Genomic DNA, 23,239 nt, shown 5'->3' with positions numbered 1-23,239 from the left:
ATAAGGTTAGCCCTTATTGGTGGCGATATTTCGCTCTGGAGTGATTAATCAGAGCGAAATTGCGATGCAGGCATAATATTGACGCTTTCATGAAGTTCTGACCAAACTAATACGGCTTCACCGGATTTAAGTTGTTTTTTTACGTCGGCGACTTTTTGTTCAAGCGTCTTCTCTTGGATACCATAATCAGTGCCCTCTCGTAAAACGAAACTTTCAATAAGATTGTCTAGAGTCTCTGAGGAAAGTTCGTTCCAAGGTATTATCATTTGGTTTTCTCCAAATAAGCGGATAACCAATCAGGTATCCTATTTTCAAGCCACATCACGGGTTTAGAAAGCTTGCCACTGACAAAACCTACATGCCCGCCAAATTCAGTAAGTTGATACTCAATATTATTGGGTAGTGTTGTGATATCAGGAATAACATCCGCAGACATAAAAGGATCATCTTTAGCGTGAATGATCAGTGTCGTTTTCTTTATTTTATTTAATAAAGGCAAAGCACTACATTGACGATAGTAATCTAGGGCATCTTTGAATCCATGAATTTTAGAGGTAATTAGATCGTCAAATTGGCGTAGCTTTTTGATGGACTTTATCGTCAACAAACTAATTGGCAATGATTCAGGATAGCGGATCAACTTGCGTGTCGCGTTATTTTTTAGTCCTTTTAATAGATACCATTGATAAAAACGGGAAAAGCCATGCTCAATTTTAGCTGAACAAGGCTCTAACATTAATGGTGCTGATACAATAACAGCGGCATCTACAACGGCATTTTCACCACTTTCAGCAAGGTAATAAGCGAGCATGTTACCTCCAAGAGAGTAGCCGACAGCAGCTGTTGGCTGTTCACCAAATTCCTTTTTTAGCCAATTTAAAAAGTAGCGAGCATCTTCGGTTTCACCTGAGTGATAGATGCGTTTTTGTCTATTGGGCTCACCACTACATCCTCTAAAATGCATTACAACACTTAACCAGCCTCTCTCTTTTGCTGCTGATAACATGCCATGAACATAAGGACTGCTAAAGCTTCCTTCTAAACCATGAAAGATCACTAACCTTGGCTTATCGAGCGCCATTTTAGGATCTTCACTCCATGCCAAATCGACAAAATCATTATCAGGAAGGTTGAGTCGTTGCCAGTAAGGCGTTAATAGTGGTGTTCTACGCACTATTCTTGGTAAAAGCGTTTGTAAATGTGGATTTTTAGCCCAACGCATTGGATTAAAGTATTGAGACATATTTTCCGTCTATCAAAATGAATTAACACTTGTTTGCTAAATAACATACTGCTATTTTCGGTGAAAATAAAACATCTGTCACATCTTTGAGCACTCGCCATGACAATTAGCCTTATTTTTTCTTTAACTATTTTCCTGTTTATTGCCGCTATCACACCAGGGCCCAATAACTTATTACTTACTTCATCAGGTGCTAATGTTGGTTTTAAAGGCTCATTAAAGCTTATGGCGGGTATTATGCTGGGAATGCAATGTGTTTTACTTAGCTCGGCATTTGGTGTGGCTGCATTACTGATTATTTATCCTGCATTGCATATAGGATTAAAGATAATCGGAAGTGCATACTTACTTTGGCTTGCTTGGAAAACAGCGACGTCATCTTATCAGCGTTTAGATATCCCAGCAAAAACGCCACAAGCAGTAAGTTGGTTTCAAGGTGGATTATTACAATTTCTCAATCCTAAAGCGTGGATGATGGGATTAGGGGCAGTTGGAAGTTTTAGTTTATCTGGTGATGCCTATTTTAGTTCAATTATTGCGATGAGCATTGTGATGGTGATAGTGAATTTTGTCGCAGGGATTGTTTGGATTTTAGGGGGAACCTTAATCAGCTTATTTTTACAAAGCAGAAGATCCTGGTTTGTTTTTAATATTTCAATGGGATTATTAACAGCGCTCTGTGTTCCTTTGATTTGGGTTGAATAATTAATAAATAACTATAAATCAATAAGTAACTTAATTAGTTTGATTTAAATAATGATTTTTTAAGTTTAGTTGATATGATTGTTCTAAATTTTCATCCAAAAAAGAGTATTAATCTAGTGAAAGAGAGATCTATGATCGCCTGTTATCATAGGTATTTATGTTAAAGTGCTCTTTTATATAAGGTGAGAATAAGAATTCCTCATTTCATATAAACGTGGTTATTTAACGTTTTCATTTATCTGAATTTATACTTTAAAATGAAAAATAATTCTCTCGACTAGGAATTATTTATTCCTGTTTACTGTTTGTAATTAAAGAGAATTTTATTGTACATATGTTTTTAGTGTGTTCTTTAATTGTTATAACTTAATAAAAGCGTTTAAAAACGCAATATTATTGAATATATATAGATTGAATTTATATTCTCTTATTGACCAAAAAGAATAAATTATTATTAAAGATTGGAAAAAAATAAATTAATTATTATAGAATATCGTGGTTAATGAACAAATGCAGATAGAAAAGATAATTATAAAACTATTATAAGAGTAAGTATTTTAATAATAACATTATTTTTTGTAATTTATTGTTTATGTTCTTTTTTTTATTGATTTTAATCTGAAAACCTAAATAACTTTAGGTATCAAACTCTTTATCAAGAATGATCCCAAATATAACGATATAGTACTCGAAGTGGATATTGTCATTATGCCAACATTAACAAAAATTGCTTGGATCAAGCCAGGTATGGCTACAAATCAGCGTAAAATAGCAGATTATATTTTAGATAACCCTGAAAAAACGGTGACACTTTCATCACAGCAATTAGCTGTAATTACAGGCGTCAGTCAGTCTGCGATTGTTAAGTTTAGTCAAAAAATAGGATTCAAAGGTTTTCCATCTTTGAAACTTGCAATAAGTGAAGAGCTAGGTCGAAAAAATGCAGGTACAGGGCAAAACGCTAGTATATTACATAATCAAATAGGTTCTGATGATAGTTTAGTTGTTATTGCACAAAAACTGGCACAAGAAAAAAATAATTCTATTAGTGATACAACTCGCCAAATTAATTATTTTCATTTTGAAAAGGTGATCCAGCTTATTGATGAAGCTCAACGCGTTCAAATTATAGGTATTGGCGGTTCTGGGTTGGTGGCTAGAGATTTAAGTTATAAATTACAAAAAATCGGTATCACTACACTTATTGAAACGGATCATCATGTCCAAATATCTGTTGCCCAAATGTTAAGTCCAAAAGACTTACAAATAGTTATTTCTTATAGTGGAAAAAGAAAAGACATGTTAGTGGCAGCCTCTGTTGCTAAAAAACAGGGGGCAAAAATTATTGCTATTACAGGAGAAAAACACTCCCCATTAGGAAAGATCTCTGATTATATATTAGAAACAATTGCGGATGAGGGGGAATGGAGGAGTGCTTCAATCTCATCTCGTACTGCACAAAATACAATAACAGATCTTATTTTCATGGCGTTATTAAAGAAACGTGATGAATGTGCGAAGACATTAGTGTTAAGTTCTCAGGCATTAATTAACAGTCTGGATAATTAAAAATTTTGAACTGATTCAAAAAATTAATATTTAAAGGTAGGTATTTACACTTATTACTAAAGTTATTCTCCCAACGGCCGAAACGATAGTTATTTAGGCAGTGTTTTTTTGTTGAGATGTTTTAATTTCAATGTCGAGGAGAGTAACTAATGCGTAACAATCAACCGGTGACACAGCGAGAATACCCGGTATCTGAAAACGCAACACTGATGTCGACGACAGATCTTGATGGCAATATTATTTATGCCAACGAGGACTTCGTCGAGGCCAGTGGGTTTTCAGTCGAGGAACTGGTGGGAAAACCCCATAACATTGTCCGGCATCCCGATATCCCTTCAGACGTTTTTAAGGATATGTGGAAAACCTTAAAACAAGGCGAAGTTTGGACAGGGATCGTTAAAAATAGACGTAAAAATGGCGATCACTATTGGGTAAGGGCCAATATCACGCCTATTATTCGTCAAGGCAAAATTCAAAGTTTTATGTCAGTCAGAACCTGTGCACAAAAAGAGGAAATAGCACAAGCCTCAGCACTTTATGATGCATTTAATCAAGGTAAATATCCTTCTCACACCTTTTTAAAAGGTGCTTTTGTTTATAAAGGATGGCAACGTTGGCGCTCATGGAATCAAACTATTTCATTAAAAAAACGCCTTCGCCTTTTTATTCTATTCCCTCTACCGTTTATGTTGTTAAGTGCATGGTTTTCTGGCTTATCTGGCTATGCTCTTTTGATGCATGTTGTCGTTTTACTATTATTACTCATGGCAAATGAACGTATTTTGTATTTTCAAATTGTTAAACCCATCATTCAATTAAATAAACATGCTAATCGAGTTGCAACAGGAGATGAACATAACGTTGCTTACCTTAATCGTATTGATGAAATCGGGATGACTCAGCGTTCAGTTAATCAGTTAGGCCGAATGTTCCGTTGGTTAGTGAATGATGTAAGTCATCAAATTCATCAAGTCGATATTTCTTGTGATCAATTAGCTGCGGGTAATCGTGATTTATATGTAAGAACGGAACAGACAGCCAGTAATGTTGAAGCAACAGCATCTACGATGAATGAGCTGACTACGGCGGTAAGTAGTAATAGTGAAACTGCGGGGCAGGCAAATAACCTTTCTAATATCACCTGTGATGCAGCGATAAAGGGGGGTAATGCAATGGATAATATTGCCAATACTATGAATGATATTGCGAAAAGTTCAGAGCGGATCAGCAATATCATTGGTGTAATTGATAGTATTGCTTTTCAAACCAACATCCTTGCATTGAATGCATCAGTAGAAGCCGCTAGAGCTGGTGAGCAAGGTCGAGGATTTTCTGTGGTAGCAAGTGAAGTGAGAGAATTGGCACAACGCAGTGCGGAAGCGGCAAAAGAGATCAAAAAATTGATTAGTGCTTCAAGTAGTAATATCAAAGTTGGTTCAAAACAAGTCAATGAGACGGTCTGTACGATGGAGGATATTGTTGTACATGTCAAAAATGTGACCGATTTAATTGGTGAAATTAGCCTTGCTTCATCAGAACAAAGTGCGGGATTAAAGGAGCTAGGCCGCGCAGTTGAAAAACTGGAATCAATTACGCATGAAAATGCTAATTATGTTTCTAAGGCTTCAATGATTTCAGGTGAAATGAAAGTACAAACTAATTACTTAGTCAGTGCAATTAATGTATTTCATTAAGTTGTAATTATTAGAAAATAAAAGAAAAAGACACCTACTAAAAATAGGTGTCTTTGTGTTTATCTAAATTCTATTTTAATCATGATAAAACGGTGATTTAAAAGCTTGTCCAATCATCGTCTTCATCATTTTTGACAGATGTTCCTTTCACGAAACTCTTCTCTTTTATGTCATCCTTGGTGGTGTTTTTTATTTTTTCTTCTTTGGGGGGCTGTGACTTTTCAGAAGAGAATGATTTTTCGATTATGTTATGTTGTGATTTTTTATTGTATTGCTCACTTTCAGCGGTTTTAAATTGCTCAACGATCTGTTCAAGATTGCCTGCTTCTTCGGTTAGTAAACTGGCAACAGAGGAGGATTGTTCAACCATAGCAGCATTTTGTTGGGTGGCTTTATCCATTTCAGTAACTGCAAGAGATACTTGGGTTATACCGCGCGTTTGTTCTTCAGATGCCGATAAAATTTCTGTCATTGAGTCTTCAACATGTTTTACAGATGTCAGTATTTCACCCATAGAAATGCTAACTTGTTCAACAAGATCATTACCATGACGAACTCGACTTATTGAGGCATCAATTAATTCTTTAATTTCCTTCGCTGCTTCAGCACTACGCTGTGCCAATTCTCTCACTTCAGTCGCCACCACAGAAAAACCACGCCCTTGTTCACCGGCTCTAGCAGCCTCAACGGCCGCATTTAAGGAGAGAATATTGGTTTGAAAGGCAATACTGTTGATAACGGCGGTGATCTCGCCAATCTTTTGTGAGCTGTCGGCAATATCCGTCATGGTTTTCACCATTCGATTAGTGACATCGCCCCCTTTACTGGCAATATTTGATGTTTGATTGATGAGATGTGAAACTTCACGTGCGCTTTCTGTATTGTTTCTCACTGTTGCTGTGAGTTGTTCCATACTAGATGCAGTTTCTTCTAATGCGCTAGCTTGTTCTTCAGTACGGCAAGAAAGATCGGTATTTCCTGCCGATAATTCTTGAACACCCGTGTAAATATGATGACTTGTTCCTCGAATAGCATTCACAATTAATGAGAGTTCAGTGCGCATATACTGAATACCCGTAATTAATTGGTCAATTTCATTATTTCCTTTTGCTGTGATGTCTTTATTTTCTAATAAGTTTCCTTGTGAAATTTCTGACATATAATCCACGATTTGATTGATACGTAAAACAATATTTCGACGTATCCAAAGTACAACAAGAACCGTAAAAAGAATAAAAATAAACATAAAAACAAACGCTAAAATTAACGTACGTTCGTAATTACCTTGCGCAGCTTGTGTTGCATGAGTCACCACGTTATCACTGAGGTAATCTGTTGCTTCATAGAGGGATTGAGTAAAACGCTCATTGGTATTATGAGCATAAAGGGATTGAAAGCCGTAGTAATCTCGAATTTCTAAGCATGAGACAAGCTGATCAAGATCGTAAATAACACGATTAAAAAGCTTTTTCATATTTTCTATTTTTTCAGGATCAAAGTTGGCATTGGTTGCAGAAGCAAAATACGAGGTAATAATACGTGTAATTTCTTGTTTTCGTTGTGGGTAAGTGGAAAGAAAGTGGGTAATTTTATCTTCTGCAATGTCAGGAGTGAGATGAGCTTCAAACATAACATTAAGCATATCTTCACGTAATTTATTTAACTCCGCATAACCATAATCCATCGTTTTTATCTGTTCAAAGCCATTTGCTAATTGTGAGATCCGCTTATTTGTTAAACTCGCATCACGGATACTCATTGCACCAGAGAAAAGTTGAATAGTGCAAAACAGTATTAAAATAAACATTAAGCCATTAGATATTTTTATTCGTTTCAGCATAGCCTTACCTATTTAATTGATTTGTAGGACACACAGCAAGGAGCGATAACTATTTATCAATTAAACTTATTCGGCTTAATATTTAAAAACTTTATTGTTTCTACTCTATTTAATAGTAAAGACGACTTATATTTCTTTTTTTAGCTTTGTTTGTCAGCTAATACCTAAAATATTCTAATGATATATATAAAAGACTGTAGGTATATTATCTTACTTATTTTTTATGTTAATTAGTGGAGTAATAAGGTTTTGTAATGATTTTGTTGAATAAGAGAGCAATAATAAGCAATATTTTTCTTTATTTATCGATTTGTCTTATGATAAGTGAAATAAACGTATTGATTTCGAAAATGCTCTTAATATTTCTTAAAAATTGCTCTTTGTTTGTATGAAAAACGATCGTTTTTTATGTTTATGTGTGGGGGAATTGAAATACTCCCAGAAATTAACTGGGAGTATGGTAGGTAGAGGTTTTGTTATATGTAATTGACTACTTATTATACCGAGCGGTTACTTTCTTTTGTATAAGAGCTCAACTTAAAAACTTTCCCAATTATCATCGGTGTCATGGTGGTTTGCCTTTATTGTCGGCGTTTTAATCGCTTCTTTTTCTGGCGATTTTGCTGAGAATGTAGGCAGTTTCGTTGGGGCTGGTTTTTCATGTTCAACTTTAAATGTATTGACGATGATATCTAACATGCTGGCTTGTTCACTTAATGTGGCAGAAGCCGCAGTTGATTGTTCAACCATAGCCGCATTTTGTTGAGTTGCTTTATCCATCTCATTAACAGCAAGGCTAATTTGTGCAATACCACGAGTTTGTTCTTCTGATGCAGATAGAATTTCTTTCATTGAACCCGAAACGTGATTAACGGATGTTACAATTTCACCCATTGATAAACTGACTTGTTCAACAAGATCATTACCTTGTCTTACCCGTAAAATTGTGGATTCAATAAGCTCTTTGATTTCTTTAGCTGCTTCTGCACTTCGTTGTGCCAAGTTGCGCACTTCACTTGCTACCACAGAAAATCCTCGACCTTGCTCGCCAGCTCTTGCTGCTTCAACGGCTGCGTTAAGGGCTAAGATATTTGTTTGGAATGCAATATCATCAATAACAGCCGTAATTTCACCAATCTTTTGTGAGCGATCGGCAATATCTGTCATTGTCATAACCATCTTATTACTGTGTTCGCCACCTTGAACGGCAATATCTGCAGTACTCATCACCAACTCTGTGACTTCACGAGCGCTCTCTGTGTTATTGCGAATGGTTGCGGTCATTTGCTCCATACTGGATGCTGTTTCTTCTAGTGCGCTAGCTTGTTCTTCAGTTCGGCTTGATAAGTCATTATTGCCTGCAGCAATCTCTTGTACACCTGTATAAATAGCTGCACTACTATTTCGGATAGAGCTTACCATCTCTTTTAATTGTGCGCGCATTTGCTGTAATCCCAGCATTAGCTGGTCTATTTCAGTATTACCTGAAATGTCACTGTCTACACGACTGACTAAATCACCTTTAGCAATTGTTTCTTGATAGGTGATCATTTGATTAATACGAGCAATGATGTATTTACGTATCCAAATAAGCACTAGCGTGGTGAAAATAAGGAAAATGCCCATAAAGGTAGACGCTATCCACAGCATACTGTAGTAGTTCTTTTCCGCTTCGGTCACTGAGGGATTAACCACTTCATCTGTAATAAAGTCTGTGGCTTCATACAGTGAGTTAGTAAAGTTAGTATTCGCCGGGCTTTTTAAGATCAATCGAACAGCATTAGTATTTCGCTCACTTAAATATTGCGCCAATAAATCAAGATCAGCTCGGCTTTTTTGATAAAGCTGTTTGATCTGAGCCATACGTTGCTGATCGAAACCTGTTTGCGCAGATAGCTCAACATACTCATTCATCAAAGCATCAACTTGTGCTTTACGTGCTGGCATAGTTTGCATAAATGCGGTGATGTTTGCATCTTCTGCTTGAGGGTTTGATATATAGCTAAATGCTTGCGCAATAATATCTGTACGTAATGTATTCAACTCCGCATAAGTATTATCCATTGTGCGTAGTTGGTCGAAACTGTATGAGATTTGCTTGAGTTTATTTTGAGTCTGGTAGGCATCGTGAATGCTTTGTACTCCAGAAATGATCTGAATAATACAAAACAGAGTCAGGACACACATTAAACCTTGAGAGATTTTAATTCGTTTTAACATAACCCTACCTATTAGCTTTGCCTTTTCGTCGGTAAGTGGGAGGTCCACTTAGCAGAATGATTAATTCGGCTGGAATGTTAGAAACTTTAGTGCGAAAGGATTTATTTCTCTTACTTAATATGAATAGTCAGAAAATAAACGTTAGACTGTTATTTTTACTGGGATATTGTCAGATAGGGAGAGATTATATTTTGTGTAAATAGTGCTACTGTAAAATGATATAAATCCCCTAAGTAAAATGAATTGTATAAATTTTAAGAATGAATGATGGGATAAAAATAAAGGAACTATTTCACTTAAAACAGTTCCTTTTTTAATGAATGACAGGTTATTACTGAGAGTCAAATGTATTTGTCATCTCTTCCAATGTTTCTTGTAATTCCATCCATTCCATTTCAACTTCTTCAAGTGCTGACTTTGCGATACCTTGTCGGTTTAAACAATCTGAAAGCTCATTTTTACGGCTGATATCGTAAATACCACTGTCAGAAAGTGCTGTTTCAATGAGAGTAAGCTCTTGGCTGAGTTTATCCATTTTACTTTCTAAGGTAGTCAGTTTTTTACGTAGCGGTTGAGTTTGCTGCCTAAATTCTGCTTCTTTACGTTTTTGCTCTTTTTTGTCTTGCGCACTTAAATTTGTTGTCGTGGTATTATCTTTGTCTTGCTGATTTTTATTGGCCTGTGTTTCTTGGCGGTTTTGATCAACTAACCATTGTTGATAATCATCCAGATCGCCATCAAAAGGCTCAACTTGCCCATCGTGAACAAGATAAAGGTCGTCAGTGGTTGAACGCAATAAATGCCTATCATGCGATACCACAACAATTGCCCCTTCAAAGCTAATTAACGCTTGAGTCAACGCTTGACGCATATCTAAATCGAGGTGGTTAGTTGGTTCATCCATTAACAGCAAATTAGGGCGTTGCCAGACTAAAAGAGATAACACTAAACGAGCTTTTTCACCGCCAGAAAATTGACCACACGCATCAGTCACCTTATCGCCATGAAAACCAAAACCCCCAAGATAGTCACGTAATTTTTGTTCAGTCTCTTTAGGAGCCAAGCGCGTTAGATGTTGTAGTGCAGACTCATCGGAGCGTAGAAACTCTAATTGATGCTGTGCAAAGTAACCCAATTTAATGCCTTTTGAGAGAGCCATTTTTCCTTGTAATGGCTCAAGCTCTCCTGCAAGTAATTTGATTAGAGTTGATTTACCTGCACCATTTCGTCCTAATAACCCAATACGTGATCCAGGAATTAAATTTAGCTTAATATCATTAAGAATAATTTTTTCGCCATAACCAGCACTGACTTTTTCCATCGATAGCAGTGGATTAGGCAAACTCTCTGGTTGGCGGAAACTAAATTGGAATGGGTTATCAGAATGAGCTGGAGCAACGCGCTCCATTCGCTCAAGCATTTTCACGCGGCTTTGTGCTTGTTTTGCTTTAGTGGCTTTCGCTTTAAATCTATCGATAAAACTTTGTAAGTGTGCAATTTTTGATTGTTGGTTTTCAAACAAGGCTTGTTGCTGAGCGAGTTTTGTTGCTCGTTGCATTTCAAACGAAGAGTAGTTACCTGAATATTCGAAGATTTTTTCTTGTTCGATATGCAAGATTTTATCCACGATCGGATCAAGGAAATCACGGTCATGGGAAATCAAAATTAAGGTGCCAGTATAGCTTTTTAGCCATTTTTCAAGCCAAATAACAGCATCTAAATCTAAGTGGTTGGTTGGCTCATCGAGTAATAGTAAATCAGAGCGACAAATTAACGCTTGTGCCAAGTTTAAGCGCATTCTCCAACCACCTGAAAATGATTTTACAGGCTCGTTTAGTTGTTGTTGGCTAAAACCAAGGCCATTTAGTAAGGTTGCCGCACGAGATTGAATTGTCCATGCATTAATTGTATCTAATTGCCCGTGAATAAGTGCAATTGCGTGACCATCATTTATCTCGTTAGCTTTTTGTAATCGTTGTTCTAACTGGCGATATTCTCTATCACCATCAATAACATAATCAATTGCTGGTACATCAAGTGCAGGTGTTTCTTGGTTAACCCACGCCATAGCCCAAGTACTGGGAAAGGTGACATTCCCCGCTTCCGCTTGAAGCTCACCTTTTAATAAAGAAAGTAATGTGGTTTTACCACAACCATTCTTGCCGACTAGACCAATTTTTTGCCCTGGATTAATGGTTGCACTGGCATTATCCAGTAACACTCTGACGCCACGGCGAATTTGCAAAGAAGAAAAAACAATCATAAATATCGTCTATTAAGAGTATGTAAATTAATATATAGAGTAAGTTGTTCGTAACAGTTGGTCACAATGCGTGCATGGTAACGGAAAAAATGGTTTCTGACACGTTTTGTAAGGAGGAATGATGTCAAACGCATCAAATGTATTACTGGTGTATGTTCATCCCGAGCCGCGCCAATCCATTGCTAATAAAGCATTAATCAAGGCGGTGAGGGATCTAGAGAATATAACTATTCATGATTTATATGCTACTTATCCTGATTTTTTTATTGATATACACCATGAGCAATCCTTGTTGTGCAAACATCAAGTGATCATTTTTCAATTTCCGTTACAAACATATAGTTGCCCAGCATTATTAAAAGAGTGGCAAGACAGGGTACTAACACGTCCTTTTGCAAATGAAAGTGGGCGGTCACATTTAAAAGGGAAAGCATTCCGCTGTGTTGTGACCACAGGTGAACCTGAATATGCTTACCAACATAATGGAAAAAATCACTACACACTCACAGAATTATTACGTCCTTTTGAATTAATGGCAGAAATGTGTGGTATGCGTTGGTTATCACCCATGATTGTGTATTCAGCAAGGCAACAGTCTAAAACGACATTGACACATATTGGAGAAGCTTATCGCCATTGGTTAAGTTCACCACTTGAAGGGGAGCATGTCTAATGGAAGATAACTGGATGATTAAAGCGGTTCTCTTTTTCCTTTGTGCAGCGGTGATCATGGTGCCGATTGCACAACGCCTTAAAATTGGTGCCGTACTGGGTTACTTAATTGCGGGTATTGCCATTGGGCCTTGGGGGTTAGGGCTGTTTAAAGATGTCGATTACATCTTACATTTTGCTGAACTTGGTGTGGTCTTTTTGATGTTTATTATTGGATTGGAGCTAAATCCAGCCAAGTTGTGGGAATTAAGACGCGCTATTTTTGGTGTCGGTTCAATGCAGGTGGTTTTTACTGCTTCTATTTTCTCAGGACTTATTCTCGTTTTAACCTCTTTTTCATGGCAGGCCGCCATTATTGGCGGATTAGGTATTGCGATGTCTTCAACGGCTATGGCATTACAGCTTATGAGTGAAAAAGGGATGAATCATAATGAAGGCGGGCAGTTAGGTTTTGCAGTTCTGTTATTCCAAGATATGGCAGTGATCCCTATTCTCGCCGTTATTCCGCTACTTGCAGGGGAAACGGCTAGCAGTGATTGGTATCGTATTGGATTAAAAGTTGCCTCTTTTGCTGCGTTATTGGTTTGTGGGCGTTATTTATTACGTCCTCTGTTTCGTTTAGTTGTCAAATCGGGTGTAAGAGAAGTCTTTACTGCTGCCGCGTTATTAGTGGTGCTAGGTGCGGCTATTTTTATGGAAACACTCGGTTTTTCAATGGCAATGGGAACCTTTATTGCAGGCGTATTATTAGCTGATACAGAATATCGGCATGAATTAGAAATTTCCATTGAGCCTTTTAAGGGCTTGTTACTGGGCCTCTTTTTTATTTCTGTCGGCATGTCTTTAGATATAGGCATCTTATGGCGCTATTTACCTGAGGTTTTACTGGGTGTGCTTATTCTCGTCATTGTTAAAGCACTGATACTTTATGGTATTGCATGGTTAGCTGGATTACGCTTTTCTACACGTTTACAGTTTTCGTCAGTATTAAGTCAAGGTGGTGAGTTTGCGTTTGTTGTTTTTTCAACATCAATGACAATGGGCGTATTAGATAGTCAGCAAATGGCATTATTGCTGGTGGTTGTCACGCTTTCTATGATGACAACGCCACTTGTGATGCAAATGACAGACGCTGTATTATCTCGCCGTTATAATGAGCCTAAAACAGATGAACAGCCTTTTGTTGAAAACAATCATCCAGAAGTCATTCTTGTTGGTTTTGGTCGAATGGGACAGGTTGTAGGGCGCTTATTGATGGCTAACAAGATTAACGTCACCGTCTTAGAGCATGATGTGGGAAGTTTAAGCACTATGCGTAAATATGGTTATAAAGTTTATTATGGTGATGCTACTGATCTCAATTTATTACGAGCGGCGGGTGCGGAACACGCAAAAACGATTGTAATCACTAGTAATGAACCTGAAGCGACGATGGAAATTGTTCACCTCTGTCAGCGACACTTCCCTAATTTGCATATTATTTCCAGAGCAAGAGGGCGTGTTGAGGCTCATGAATTACTTAAAGCAGGTGTAACAGATTTTAGCAGAGAAACATTTTCTAGTGCTTTAGAACTAGGGCGTAAGACATTAATTGAATTAGGTATGCATCCTCATCAAGCTTATCGAGCACAACAGCATTTTCGTCGTTTGGATATGCAATTGCTTAGAAAGCTGATGGATGAATCACCTGAAGAAGTTTCCAATGTTTCTCGTGTAAAAGAAGCAAGGCGAGAGCTTGAAGAACTTTTTAGTGAAGAAATTCGTCAAGAACATCACCAACCGGATATTTGGGATGAATCTTTAACAGAGGAAATTCCTCAAATAAGTAAAGAAAAAAGATCTATTGATAAACAGGAGAACTGACCCCATGTCTGCAACCCGTAAACGCTTTATCGCTGGTGCTGTGTGTCCACACTGTCAAGCTCAAGACACACTCAAAATGTGGCGCGAAGATAAAGTTGATATTGTGGAATGTGCTCAATGTGGCCATCAGCAACGGCAAACAGAGGATGAAGTTAATTCACTTGTTCGTGAAAATGAACAGGTCATCGGGATCTTTACACCACAATAATTGTAGGTTTTTTTGATATAACCCGATACAGAAGATTTATTTTTCGTTACAATCGGGAAAATTTTGCCCACGGGTATGTAGGAGATGTCATGAAAGTAGCAAACGACTTGGTAGTTAGTCTGGCTTATCAAGTAAGATCAGAAGACGGTGTTTTAGTTGATGAGTCCACGGTGAGCGCGCCGTTAGACTATCTGCATGGCCGTGGTTCTTTAATCAGTGGTTTAGAAAATGCATTAACAGGTCGCGAAGTCGGTGAGAAATTCGACGTAGAAGTGGCTTCTGATGATGCTTATGGCCAATACGATGAAAACTTAGTTCAACGCGTACCAAAAGATGTTTTTGTTGGTGTTGATGAGTTAGAAGTTGGCATGCGTTTTCTTGCTGATACCGATCAAGGTCCAGTACCAGTAGAAATTACAGGTATTGAAGGTGACGAAGTTATCGTTGATGGTAACCACATGTTAGCAGGCCAAAACCTGAAATTTCATGTTGAAATCGTTGCAATTCGTGAAGCGACTGAAGAAGAATTAGCACACGGTCACGTACACGGTGAAGAAGAAGAGCACGAATGTTGTGGTGGCCATGGTCACGGTGAAGAAGGCGGATGCTGTGGCGGTGGTCATGGTCATGGCCATTCTCACGGTGAAGAAGGTGGATGCTGTGGTGGCGAAGGTCATGGTCACGGTGGTCACGGCCACGGTCATGGCGGTTGCGGTTGCCAACACTAATCTTTCTTTAGAAAGATCAAAAGGAGCGTTTAAGCGCTCCTTTTTTGTTTTTTCTGATTACGCTAAAAAGAAAATTATCACTTAATAGTGTGGGGGCGGTGTTTCATCTTCAGGTCTTGCAATTATTGAGGATTGAGATGTTTTTAAGCGTTCAGTGACAATTTTTAATGCTTCTTTAAAACGACTAATTTCAATTTGTTGCTGTGTGACCACCTGATTTAACTCTTCAATAGTCGCATCTTGGAAAGCAACTTTGCTTTCTAATTGTATGAGCAATTGCTCTACTTCCTTAATATCCATTGTGTTTTTCCTCCTTTAAAATGTCGAATTACGACGAATGAGACTAACGAAATCGTGAAATTTAATCTTATTTACTGATATATACACAGGAAGACATAAATCTGGTTTGAGATAAAAGACTATTTTGTTAATGTGATAACACTCTGTGCTGACAAAAATCCTAACATTAACTGTTAAGAGTGTCGGCAAATTTTTTAAATTCATATAAAATTGCTACCTGCGGATAGATCTTACTCTAAATATTTCGAGGTGCAGCTAAGCGACAAGTGAATGGGTCATTAGACGCATATATAACTTGAAGTATGGCGAGTTCATACCGCAATGACAGCAAGATGTGATGCAAAACGTTTCAGTGAAGATCTATGATCTTCGTTTGTAAAACGTAGCGACTCACTAACATATACTGGAGAATGGGATGAAATCTTTATTAAAAACGACGTTGCTGGCAACAAGTTTAGCTTTCGCATTCAGCGCACCTCAAGCATTTGCTGAAGAAACCGCTAAAGTGCCAACATTAAATAGCGCATTTAAAACTCAAAATGAGCAAAATGCCTATGCGTTAGGCGCGTCGATGGGTCGCTACATGGAAGCTGCATTACAAGAGCAAAAAAATATTGGTATTACTTTAGATTCTAAACAACTGCTGGCAGGTGTTCAGGATGCATTTAACAGTAAATCAAAATTATCAGATGCTGAGATTGAGTTAACCTTAGCGGCTTTTGAAGATCAAGTTCGTACAGCTGCTACAGCGAAAATGGAAAAAGAAGCAACAGAGAATAAAACAGCAGGTGATAAATTCCGTACAGAATTTGCTGCTGAAAAAGGTGTAGTCAAAACAAAATCAGGTTTACTGTATTTAGTTGAAAACCCTGGTAAAGGTAAAACACCAACAGATGCTGATCGCGTTACTGTACACTACAAAGGTATGTTAATTGATGGCAAACAATTTGATAGCTCTTATGATCGTAATGAGCCTCTGACAATTAGCCTAAAAAGTGTTATTCCAGGCTGGACTGAAGGCATGAAATACATCAAAGAAGGCGGTAAAATCAAGTTAGTTATTCCACCAGAATTAGGCTATGGCCAACGCGCAACAAGTGGTATTCCAGCTAACTCAACATTAGTATTTGAAGTTGAATTACTGAGTGTTGAAAGCGATAAGTAATTCACTTATCACGAAAGAAAAAATGCTGACATTAATGTCAGCATTTTTATTTCTATTAAAAAGTTCATTAATATACATAGCTTACGAATGGATAATATTAATCTACTTGTTCTTCAACAAGAATAGCTTTTGGTTTTTTAAAGACAAATAGCAAACCCACAATGATTGCGCCCATCCCAGCTAAGCTGAGTAAAGACATTGTATTACCCAAGAAGATGTAATCCATTAATGCTGTCACTCCCGGTACTAAATAAAATAAGCTAGTCACGTTAACTAAATTACCCGTTGTGAGTAAGCGATATAACAGTAACTGAGCAACAACAGAAATGATAATAGCCAACCAAAGAACAGGAATGATAAAGCCAATATCGAATGAAGCATCAAATGATTGAAATGGCACAAATAACAAACACAGCACCAGACTAACAACATATTGCAGAGGCAAAGCATCCATTGGTGCTAATTGTAATTTTTTTTGTGAAATCGCACCAAAGCTCATACAAAGCAGTGCAACTAACGCATAAATCATCCCTGTCAATGAGAGGGCTGTATTAAATAAACTTTGGGCAACCACTAACACTAATCCAGCCAAAGCGATTAAAAGCCCTAATAGTCGTGTTGCTGTAAAATTACGTTCTATTATCCATAATGTAATAATCGGCTGAACACCCATAATAGTGGCCAACATTCCTGGTGTAATGCTATTAGCGAGTGCTAAAAGATAACAAATAGAATAACCACCAATAATTAATAAACCTACCCACGCTGTTTTTAAGCGGCTTCCTTTCGGTGGCAAAAAGCGATGGCGCTGAATACACAAAAAAGAAAGAAATGCCAAAGCGATAATAAAACGCCAAGTCAAAATAGCAAATGAGCTACCATTATCTAATCCCCAGCGAGAAAAGATAGCACCGCTACTCCATAATAAAACAAATAATGTCGTTGGGCCGAATTTCGCCCAATATTGACGTAAATACATGATGATACACCTGTAAAATGAGCAGTAAGATAGCTTGATTATTTTTAGTCATGGTTGGCGATTGATAAAACATCAATAAATAAACGTAAATAACACATCAATCTAGCCTGTTGGTTAAATACGCGATTAAGCCGATTAAATAGATCAAGCGATGTAAGTTGCAACAATAACCGTTGTATTGACTACAACCACTTTCACAGGTGGAGGTGGTGGAGAGAGAGTTTCAATAGGCATAGAAGCAACAGAAATTAACCCCATTATTGATGAAGTTTGCTGAGATTGGCATATCATCAGTATATTCATGGGATTAATCACTCGTTAAAATAACAATAACTTGGAATATAGGTAATCTATCTAATAGTGTCAATCTTTATCCAGACCCCTGTTTAAAAATGGAATTTTCAAAAATATAGAGGGCGTTGATACAAAAAGATAAAGAAAAATGAAAAAAGCTGTGACCTATGACAAAGCTCTTATTCTAAGGCACTTGACGTAGATCTTTTGACGATCTAACGTCAGAATTGTGCCCTAATTCAGTTTTTATATTTAAAATTTTTTAATATTAAATTGATTCGCAGTGACGAATCGTTATAAAAAATAGAACCTCAAGTCATTATCATAATTAAAGCCTTTAAGGATTATATAATCAAATGTCTAGCCCGTTATTTAATGGTGACAGCAGCGAGTTTGAAAAACTAGATAGCCGACCTTTTACTCAAACTGATCACGAAATATTGAAGTCCTATGAAGCAGCCGTGGATGGTCTGGCTATGCTCATCGGCAACCATTGCGAAATCGTATTGCACTCTCTGGAAGATTTGAAATGTTCAGCGGTTAAAATCGCGAATGGAGAACATACTGGTCGTAAGATTGGTTCTCCAATTACCGATTTGGCATTACAAATGTTACATGATATCACAGATGAAGATTCAAGTTTTTCAAAGGCTTATTTTACTAGAGCGAAAAGTGGTGCATTGATGAAATCGATCACGATTGCGATTCGTAATCGTGAACGTCGAGTCATAGGTTTATTGTGTATTAATATGAACCTTGATGTTCCATTCTCTGAAATAATCAAAACCTTTATTCCTGAAGAAACGCATGAAGTTGCTTCTGATGTTAACTTTGCTTCATCTGTTGATGATTTAGTGGCTCAAACATTAGAGTTCACCATTGAAGAAGTGAATAATGATCGTGAAGTAGCCAACAACGCAAAAAATAAACAAGTGGTGTTGAGTCTTTATGAAAAAGGTATTTTTGATATCAAAGACGCCATTAACCAAGTTGCTGATCGACTGAATATCTCAAAACATACTGTTTATCTCTATATTCGCCAGTTTAAAAATGGCGAGTAAGGCAACATTATGAGCTCCTTGACATATTGTTTAGTGGTAACAGGGCCTCATTATGGCACTGAACAATCTTCAAGTGCCTATTTATTCGCCAATGCCCTTCTTGAAAAAGGGCATCAAATCACGCAAATTTTCTTTTATCGGGAAGGGGTGGTAAATGCTAATAAATTGGTGTCACCCGCAAATGATGAATTCGATCTTCCCAAAGCGTGGATAGCATTGGCGAAAAAACACCAAATTCCTTTACATGTTTGTGTTGCAGCTGCGCTACGTCGAGGAATTATTGATGAGGAACAGGCAAAAGAGCAGGGAATTGATAATCATAATATGGCAACGGAATTTGAACTCAGTGGGTTGGGTTCGCTTGCTCAAGCGATGTTGACTTGTTCGCGTGTGGTGCAATTTTAATGAAAAAAATGAATTCAATCGCATTTCTTTTTACACAGGCACCGCACGGTAATAGTGCTGGACGAGAAGGTTTGGACGCTTTACTCGCAACCTCTGCGTTAACAGAAGATATTGGTGTTTTTTTTATCTCAGATGGTGTGTTTCAATTAGTTGAAAATCAACAGCCTGAGGGAGTGTTATCACGCCATCATGCGGCAACTTTTAAAGTGCTCCCCTTGTATGATGTGACAAATGTCTATATATCACACCAAGACGTGGCTCATCGTGGATTATCCTCTCAAACTTCTTTTGTGTTGGATGCACAAGTGATATCACATCAAGATATTGCTCAAAAATTGAGTGAATATGATGTGGTATTACGCTTTTAATACAGAAGTTAGGCAGGAAGGTTGAACGGTTATGTTGTATACTTATTCCGTCTCTATTTATCAAAGTGATTTAGAGGCTTTTTTATCTTTATTGACAAAAGAAGATGATGTTTTGTTAATACAAGATGGTGTACTGGCAGTTCTTGAGGACAATCCTTTATTAAAATATTGTCTTCAACAGCAAATTTCAGTTTACGCATTAATTGATGATGTTTTAGCTAGAGGTTTAAAAGATCAAGTATCTCATCATATTAAACTCATCAGTTATGGTGATTTTGTCGATTTAACGGTAAAACACCCCCAACAAATTCATTGGGGAGCGTAGAATTGCTGTATAATTCTTGACACATGAGCCCGTCAGCAATAAAATTCTGCGTCCTCATGTTTTGTCTTGTTGACAAGACAGAGTTCAAATCCGTGTTTACGAAGCAAAAACCAGGAGCTTTTTTTAAATGGCAACTATTAACCAGCTGGTGCGCAAATCTCGTAGCTCGAAAGTTGTTAAAAGCAACGTTCCAGCTCTGGAAGCTTGCCCGCAAAAACGTGGCGTATGTACTCGTGTATATACTACCACTCCAAAAAAACCAAACTCAGCACTGCGTAAAGTATGTCGTGTGCGTTTGACTAACGGTTTCGAAGTTTCTTCCTACATCGGTGGTGAAGGCCACAACTTGCAGGAGCACTCCGTAATCTTAATCCGTGGTGGTCGTGTTAAAGACTTACCAGGTGTGCGTTACCACACTGTTCGCGGCGCGCTGGACTGTTCCGGTGTTAAAGACCGTAAACAAGCTCGTTCTAAGTACGGTGTGAAGAAGCCAAAGGCTTAATGGTTCTCCGTTAAGTAAGGCCAAACATTTTTTCACTATTAATGTCAAAATAAACTCATTGAGTTTTGGACAACCCTGAATTTAAACGGAGTATTTCCATGCCACGTCGTCGTGTAATTGGTCAACGTAAAATTCTGCCAGATCCTAAGTTCGGATCAGAACTGCTGGCCAAATTTGTAAACATTCTGATGGTAGACGGTAAAAAATCTACTGCAGAATCTATCGTATATAATGCGCTTGAGACCCTGGCTCAGCGTTCAGGCAAAACTGAACTGGAAGCGTTCGAAATCGCATTAGATAACGTACGTCCTACTGTGGAAGTTAAATCCCGCCGTGTTGGTGGTTCAACTTACCAAGTTCCAGTTGAAGTACGTCCAGTTCGTCGTAATGCATTAGCAATGCGTTGGATTGTTGAAGCTGCTCGTAAACGCGGTGATAAATCCATGGCTCTTCGCCTGGCAAATGAATTATCTGATGCGGCTGAAAACAAAGGCGCTGCTGTTAAGAAACGTGAAGACGTTCACCGTATGGCAGATGCAAACAAGGCGTTCGCACACTACCGTTGGTAATCCACGAAGTAGTTGTCGCAACTCTTTTCAGGACAGCTCTGCTGTCCTTTACCTGAATTGAACGCCCACGAGAGAGGAAAAAATGGCTCGTCAAACCCCCATAGCACGTTACCGTAATATCGGTATCAGTGCGCACATCGATGCCGGTAAAACCACTACAAGTGAACGTATTCTGTTTTATACCGGTGTAAACCATAAAATTGGTGAAACTCACGAAGGTTCAGCAACAATGGACTGGATGGAGCAGGAGCAGGAACGTGGTATTACTATCACATCCGCAGCAACTACTGCATTCTGGTCTGGTATGGCTAAACAGTTTGAGCCTCACCGTGTAAACATCATCGACACCCCAGGACACGTTGACTTCACAATCGAAGTAGAACGTTCTATGCGTGTTCTTGATGGCGCGGTTATGGTTTACTGTGCAGTTGGTGGTGTTCAGCCTCAGTCAGAAACAGTATGGCGCCAGGCTAACAAATATCATGTACCACGTATCGCGTTCGTTAACAAAATGGACCGTATGGGTGCAAACTTCCTGCGTGTTGTTGAACAAATCAAAACACGTCTGGCAGCAAACCCAGTTCCACTGCAAATTCCAGTAGGCGCTGAAGAACATTTCACCGGTGTTGTTGATTTAATTAAAATGAAATCAATCCGTTGGAATGAAGAAGACCAAGGTGTTACTTTCGAATACGAAGACATTCCTGCAAATCTGCAAGATTTAGCTGAAGAATGGCACAACAACCTAATCGAATCAGCTGCTGAAGCATCAGAAGAATTGATGGACAAATATCTGGGCGGTGAAGAGCTGACAGAAGCAGAAATTAAAGCTGCTCTGCGTAAACGCGTTCTAGATAACGAAATTATCCTGGTTACCTGTGGTTCTGCATTTAAGAACAAAGGTGTTCAGGCAATGCTGGATGCGGTAATTGAATACCTGCCAGCACCAACAGATGTTCCTGCTATTAACGGTATGTTACCAGACGGTAAAGATACTCCAGCAGAACGTCATTCAAGCGACGATGAGCCATTCGCTGCACTGGCATTCAAAATCGCAACTGACCCATTTGTTGGTAACTTAACATTCTTCCGTGTGTACTCTGGTGTTGTAAACTCAGGTGACACAGTTCTGAACCCGGTTAAAGACAAAAAAGAACGTTTTGGCCGTATTGTTCAGATGCATGCTAACAAGCGTGAAGAAATTAAAGAAGTTCGTGCGGGCGACATCGCTGCTGCTATCGGTCTGAAAGACGTAACTACAGGTGATACTTTATGTGCAATTGATGCACCAATCATCTTAGAACGTATGGAATTCCCAGAGCCAGTAATCTCTGTTGCTATCGAACCTAAGACTAAAGCTGACCAAGAAAAAATGGGTATCGCTCTGAACCGTTTGGCTCAAGAAGATCCATCTTTCCGCGTATCAAGCGACGAAGAAACTGGTCAGACTATCATTGCTGGTATGGGTGAGCTGCACTTAGACGTGTTAGTTGACCGTATGCGTCGTGAATTTAAAGTTGAAGCGAACGTAGGTAAACCACAGGTTGCTTACCGTGAAACTATTCGTGATACAGTAACTGATATCGAAGGTAAGCACGCGAAACAATCTGGTGGTCGTGGTCAGTACGGTCATGTTGTTATCGACCTGTCTCCATTACCAGCAGGTGGTGAAGAGAACTACGTATTTATCAACGATATCGTTGGTGGTGTAATTCCTAAAGAATTCATCCCAGCTGTTGATAAAGGTATTCAAGAACAGCTGAAATCTGGTCCATTAGCAGGTTACCCTGTTGTGGATATTCAGGCTCGTTTACATTACGGTTCTTACCATGATGTTGACTCCTCAGAAATCGCGTTTAAAATTGCCGCATCAATGGCATTTAAAGACGGCTTCATGAAAGCTAAGCCAATTCTGCTTGAGCCAGTCATGAAAGTTGAGATTGAAACGCCAGAAGATTACATGGGCGACGTTATCGGTGACTTAAACCGTCGTCGTGGTATGGTTGAAGGTATGGACGATCTGCCTACCGGTAAGATCATCCGTGCTCAAGTACCACTGGCTGAAATGTTCGGTTATGCAACTGACCTGCGTTCACAAACTCAGGGTCGTGCTTCATACTCTATGGAGTTCTTGAAGTACAACGAAGCGCCTAGCAACGTCGCTCAGGCTATTATCGAAGCTCGTAAAGCGAAATAAGATCCTTTCGAGTTCAATTTAGTTTACGCTCCCTCTAATAAGAGGGAGCGATATTAAGGAATATAGTCG

The 23,239-nt window shown here is 38.4% G+C and carries 23 protein-coding genes; 15 read left to right on the top strand and 8 right to left on the bottom strand.

The annotated features are described in order from the left end of the window. Window positions 1-44 precede the first annotated feature (44 nt). Together DK866_RS10945 and DK866_RS10940 are read right to left on the bottom strand one after the other, a co-directional pair. Window positions 45-266 carry a YheU family protein gene (locus tag DK866_RS10945; protein ID WP_109408926.1) on the bottom strand — a complete coding sequence of 74 codons (222 nt, stop codon included), beginning with the start codon at window positions 264-266 and terminating at the stop codon, window positions 45-47. Beyond that, window positions 263-1,243 carry a hydrolase gene (locus DK866_RS10940; protein WP_072068773.1) on the bottom strand — a complete coding sequence of 327 codons (981 nt, stop codon included), beginning with the start codon at window positions 1,241-1,243 and terminating at the stop codon, window positions 263-265. Before DK866_RS10940 ends, DK866_RS10945 begins: the two co-directional genes overlap by 4 nt. Before the next feature lie 99 nt (window positions 1,244-1,342). On the opposite strand from DK866_RS10940, the gene DK866_RS10935 reads away from it, so the two are divergent. The 3 genes from DK866_RS10935 to DK866_RS10925 all read left to right on the top strand — a co-directional run bounded on the left by DK866_RS10935 (window position 1,343) and on the right by DK866_RS10925 (window position 5,211). Then, entirely contained in the window at window positions 1,343-1,948 is a 606-nt protein-coding gene (locus DK866_RS10935; protein WP_109408925.1) for a LysE family translocator, read from the top strand. 708 nt (window positions 1,949-2,656) lie between these two features. After that, window positions 2,657-3,517 (top strand): SIS domain-containing protein, encoded by an 861-nt coding sequence (locus DK866_RS10930; RefSeq protein WP_109408924.1) that lies wholly within the window; start codon window positions 2,657-2,659, stop codon window positions 3,515-3,517. A 149-nt stretch (window positions 3,518-3,666) separates the two neighbouring features. Beyond that, window positions 3,667-5,211 carry a methyl-accepting chemotaxis protein gene (locus DK866_RS10925; protein ID WP_109408923.1) on the top strand — a complete coding sequence of 515 codons (1,545 nt, stop codon included), beginning with the start codon at window positions 3,667-3,669 and terminating at the stop codon, window positions 5,209-5,211. A gap of 97 nt (window positions 5,212-5,308) precedes the next feature. Here the strand turns inward: DK866_RS10925 and DK866_RS10920 are convergent, their stop codons facing one another. The 3 genes from DK866_RS10920 to DK866_RS10910 all read right to left on the bottom strand — a co-directional run bounded on the left by DK866_RS10920 (window position 5,309) and on the right by DK866_RS10910 (window position 11,534). Beyond that, window positions 5,309-7,051, bottom strand: a complete 1,743-nt coding sequence (locus DK866_RS10920; protein ID WP_109408922.1) for a methyl-accepting chemotaxis protein — start codon at window positions 7,049-7,051, stop codon at window positions 5,309-5,311. Between the two features lie 537 nt (window positions 7,052-7,588). Further along, entirely contained in the window at window positions 7,589-9,271 is a 1,683-nt protein-coding gene (locus tag DK866_RS10915) for a methyl-accepting chemotaxis protein (RefSeq protein ID WP_109408921.1), read from the bottom strand. A 331-nt stretch (window positions 9,272-9,602) separates the two neighbouring features. Next, entirely contained in the window at window positions 9,603-11,534 is a 1,932-nt protein-coding gene (locus tag DK866_RS10910) for an ABC transporter ATP-binding protein (RefSeq protein WP_109408920.1), read from the bottom strand. Window positions 11,535-11,655: 121 nt separating this feature from the next. On the opposite strand from DK866_RS10910, the gene kefG reads away from it, so the two are divergent. The 4 genes from kefG to slyD all read left to right on the top strand — a co-directional run bounded on the left by kefG (window position 11,656) and on the right by slyD (window position 15,005). Then, entirely contained in the window at window positions 11,656-12,207 is a 552-nt protein-coding gene (kefG, locus tag DK866_RS10905; RefSeq protein WP_109408919.1) for a glutathione-regulated potassium-efflux system ancillary protein KefG, read from the top strand. Beyond that, window positions 12,207-14,069 (top strand): glutathione-regulated potassium-efflux system protein KefB, encoded by a 1,863-nt coding sequence (gene kefB / locus DK866_RS10900; protein ID WP_109408918.1) that lies wholly within the window; start codon window positions 12,207-12,209, stop codon window positions 14,067-14,069. The genes kefG and kefB overlap by 1 nt, the downstream gene beginning before the upstream one ends. A 4-nt stretch (window positions 14,070-14,073) precedes the next feature. Then, a complete protein-coding gene (locus DK866_RS10895; RefSeq protein ID WP_109408917.1) occupies window positions 14,074-14,277 on the top strand; it encodes a YheV family putative zinc ribbon protein in 204 nt (67 codons plus the stop codon). 89 nt (window positions 14,278-14,366) lie between these two features. After that, complete coding sequence (gene slyD / locus DK866_RS10890) at window positions 14,367-15,005, top strand: peptidylprolyl isomerase (protein ID WP_072068764.1); 639 nt, start codon at window positions 14,367-14,369, stop codon at window positions 15,003-15,005. An 81-nt stretch (window positions 15,006-15,086) separates the two neighbouring features. On the opposite strand, the gene DK866_RS10885 is transcribed toward slyD, so the two are convergent. Beyond that, window positions 15,087-15,305, bottom strand: a complete 219-nt coding sequence (locus DK866_RS10885) for a SlyX family protein (RefSeq protein ID WP_109408916.1) — start codon at window positions 15,303-15,305, stop codon at window positions 15,087-15,089. A gap of 415 nt (window positions 15,306-15,720) precedes the next feature. Here DK866_RS10885 and fkpA point away from each other — a divergent pair, with 415 nt between their 5' ends. After that, complete coding sequence (gene fkpA / locus DK866_RS10880; RefSeq protein ID WP_109408915.1) at window positions 15,721-16,470, top strand: FKBP-type peptidyl-prolyl cis-trans isomerase; 750 nt, start codon at window positions 15,721-15,723, stop codon at window positions 16,468-16,470. A 97-nt stretch (window positions 16,471-16,567) separates the two neighbouring features. Here fkpA and DK866_RS10875 read toward each other — a convergent pair whose 3' ends face one another. Both DK866_RS10875 and DK866_RS19825 read right to left on the bottom strand, forming a co-directional pair. Next, window positions 16,568-17,449, bottom strand: coding sequence for a DMT family transporter (locus DK866_RS10875; protein WP_109408914.1), 882 nt, complete (start codon window positions 17,447-17,449; stop codon window positions 16,568-16,570). A 144-nt stretch (window positions 17,450-17,593) separates the two neighbouring features. Further along, a complete protein-coding gene (locus DK866_RS19825; protein WP_162557004.1) occupies window positions 17,594-17,752 on the bottom strand; it encodes a hypothetical protein in 159 nt (52 codons plus the stop codon). Between the two features lie 347 nt (window positions 17,753-18,099). Between DK866_RS19825 and DK866_RS10870 the strand changes: the two genes are divergently transcribed. The 7 genes from DK866_RS10870 (at window position 18,100) to fusA (ending at window position 23,170) form a co-directional block, all read left to right on the top strand. Then, on the top strand, window positions 18,100-18,804 hold the full coding sequence (locus DK866_RS10870) for a helix-turn-helix transcriptional regulator (protein WP_023583301.1): 705 nt from the start codon (window positions 18,100-18,102) through the stop codon (window positions 18,802-18,804). A gap of 9 nt (window positions 18,805-18,813) precedes the next feature. Beyond that, the gene (gene tusD / locus DK866_RS10865; protein WP_109408913.1) at window positions 18,814-19,209 is read left to right on the top strand and encodes a sulfurtransferase complex subunit TusD; all 396 of its coding nucleotides are present in this window, start codon (window positions 18,814-18,816) and stop codon (window positions 19,207-19,209) included. Further along, window positions 19,209-19,577, top strand: a complete 369-nt coding sequence (gene tusC, locus DK866_RS10860; protein ID WP_109408912.1) for a sulfurtransferase complex subunit TusC — start codon at window positions 19,209-19,211, stop codon at window positions 19,575-19,577. Before tusD ends, tusC begins: the two co-directional genes overlap by 1 nt. Window positions 19,578-19,608: 31 nt before the next feature. Continuing rightward, window positions 19,609-19,902 carry a sulfurtransferase complex subunit TusB gene (gene tusB / locus DK866_RS10855; protein ID WP_100159732.1) on the top strand — a complete coding sequence of 98 codons (294 nt, stop codon included), beginning with the start codon at window positions 19,609-19,611 and terminating at the stop codon, window positions 19,900-19,902. A 127-nt stretch (window positions 19,903-20,029) separates the two neighbouring features. Continuing rightward, window positions 20,030-20,404 carry a 30S ribosomal protein S12 gene (rpsL, locus tag DK866_RS10850; protein ID WP_004236497.1) on the top strand — a complete coding sequence of 125 codons (375 nt, stop codon included), beginning with the start codon at window positions 20,030-20,032 and terminating at the stop codon, window positions 20,402-20,404. A 98-nt stretch (window positions 20,405-20,502) separates the two neighbouring features. Further along, the gene (gene rpsG, locus DK866_RS10845) at window positions 20,503-20,973 is read left to right on the top strand and encodes a 30S ribosomal protein S7 (protein WP_004246897.1); all 471 of its coding nucleotides are present in this window, start codon (window positions 20,503-20,505) and stop codon (window positions 20,971-20,973) included. An 82-nt stretch (window positions 20,974-21,055) separates the two neighbouring features. Further along, the gene (gene fusA, locus DK866_RS10840) at window positions 21,056-23,170 is read left to right on the top strand and encodes an elongation factor G (RefSeq protein WP_109408911.1); all 2,115 of its coding nucleotides are present in this window, start codon (window positions 21,056-21,058) and stop codon (window positions 23,168-23,170) included. The last annotated feature ends 69 nt before the right edge of the window (window positions 23,171-23,239 follow it).

It is taken from the genome of Proteus genomosp. 4 str. ATCC 51469, from assembly GCF_003144375.1.
Classification (GTDB): Bacteria; Pseudomonadota; Gammaproteobacteria; order Enterobacterales; family Enterobacteriaceae; genus Proteus.
The sequence above is the reverse complement of the archived record's forward strand: the minus strand, read 5'-3'. Positions and strand labels throughout refer to the sequence as shown.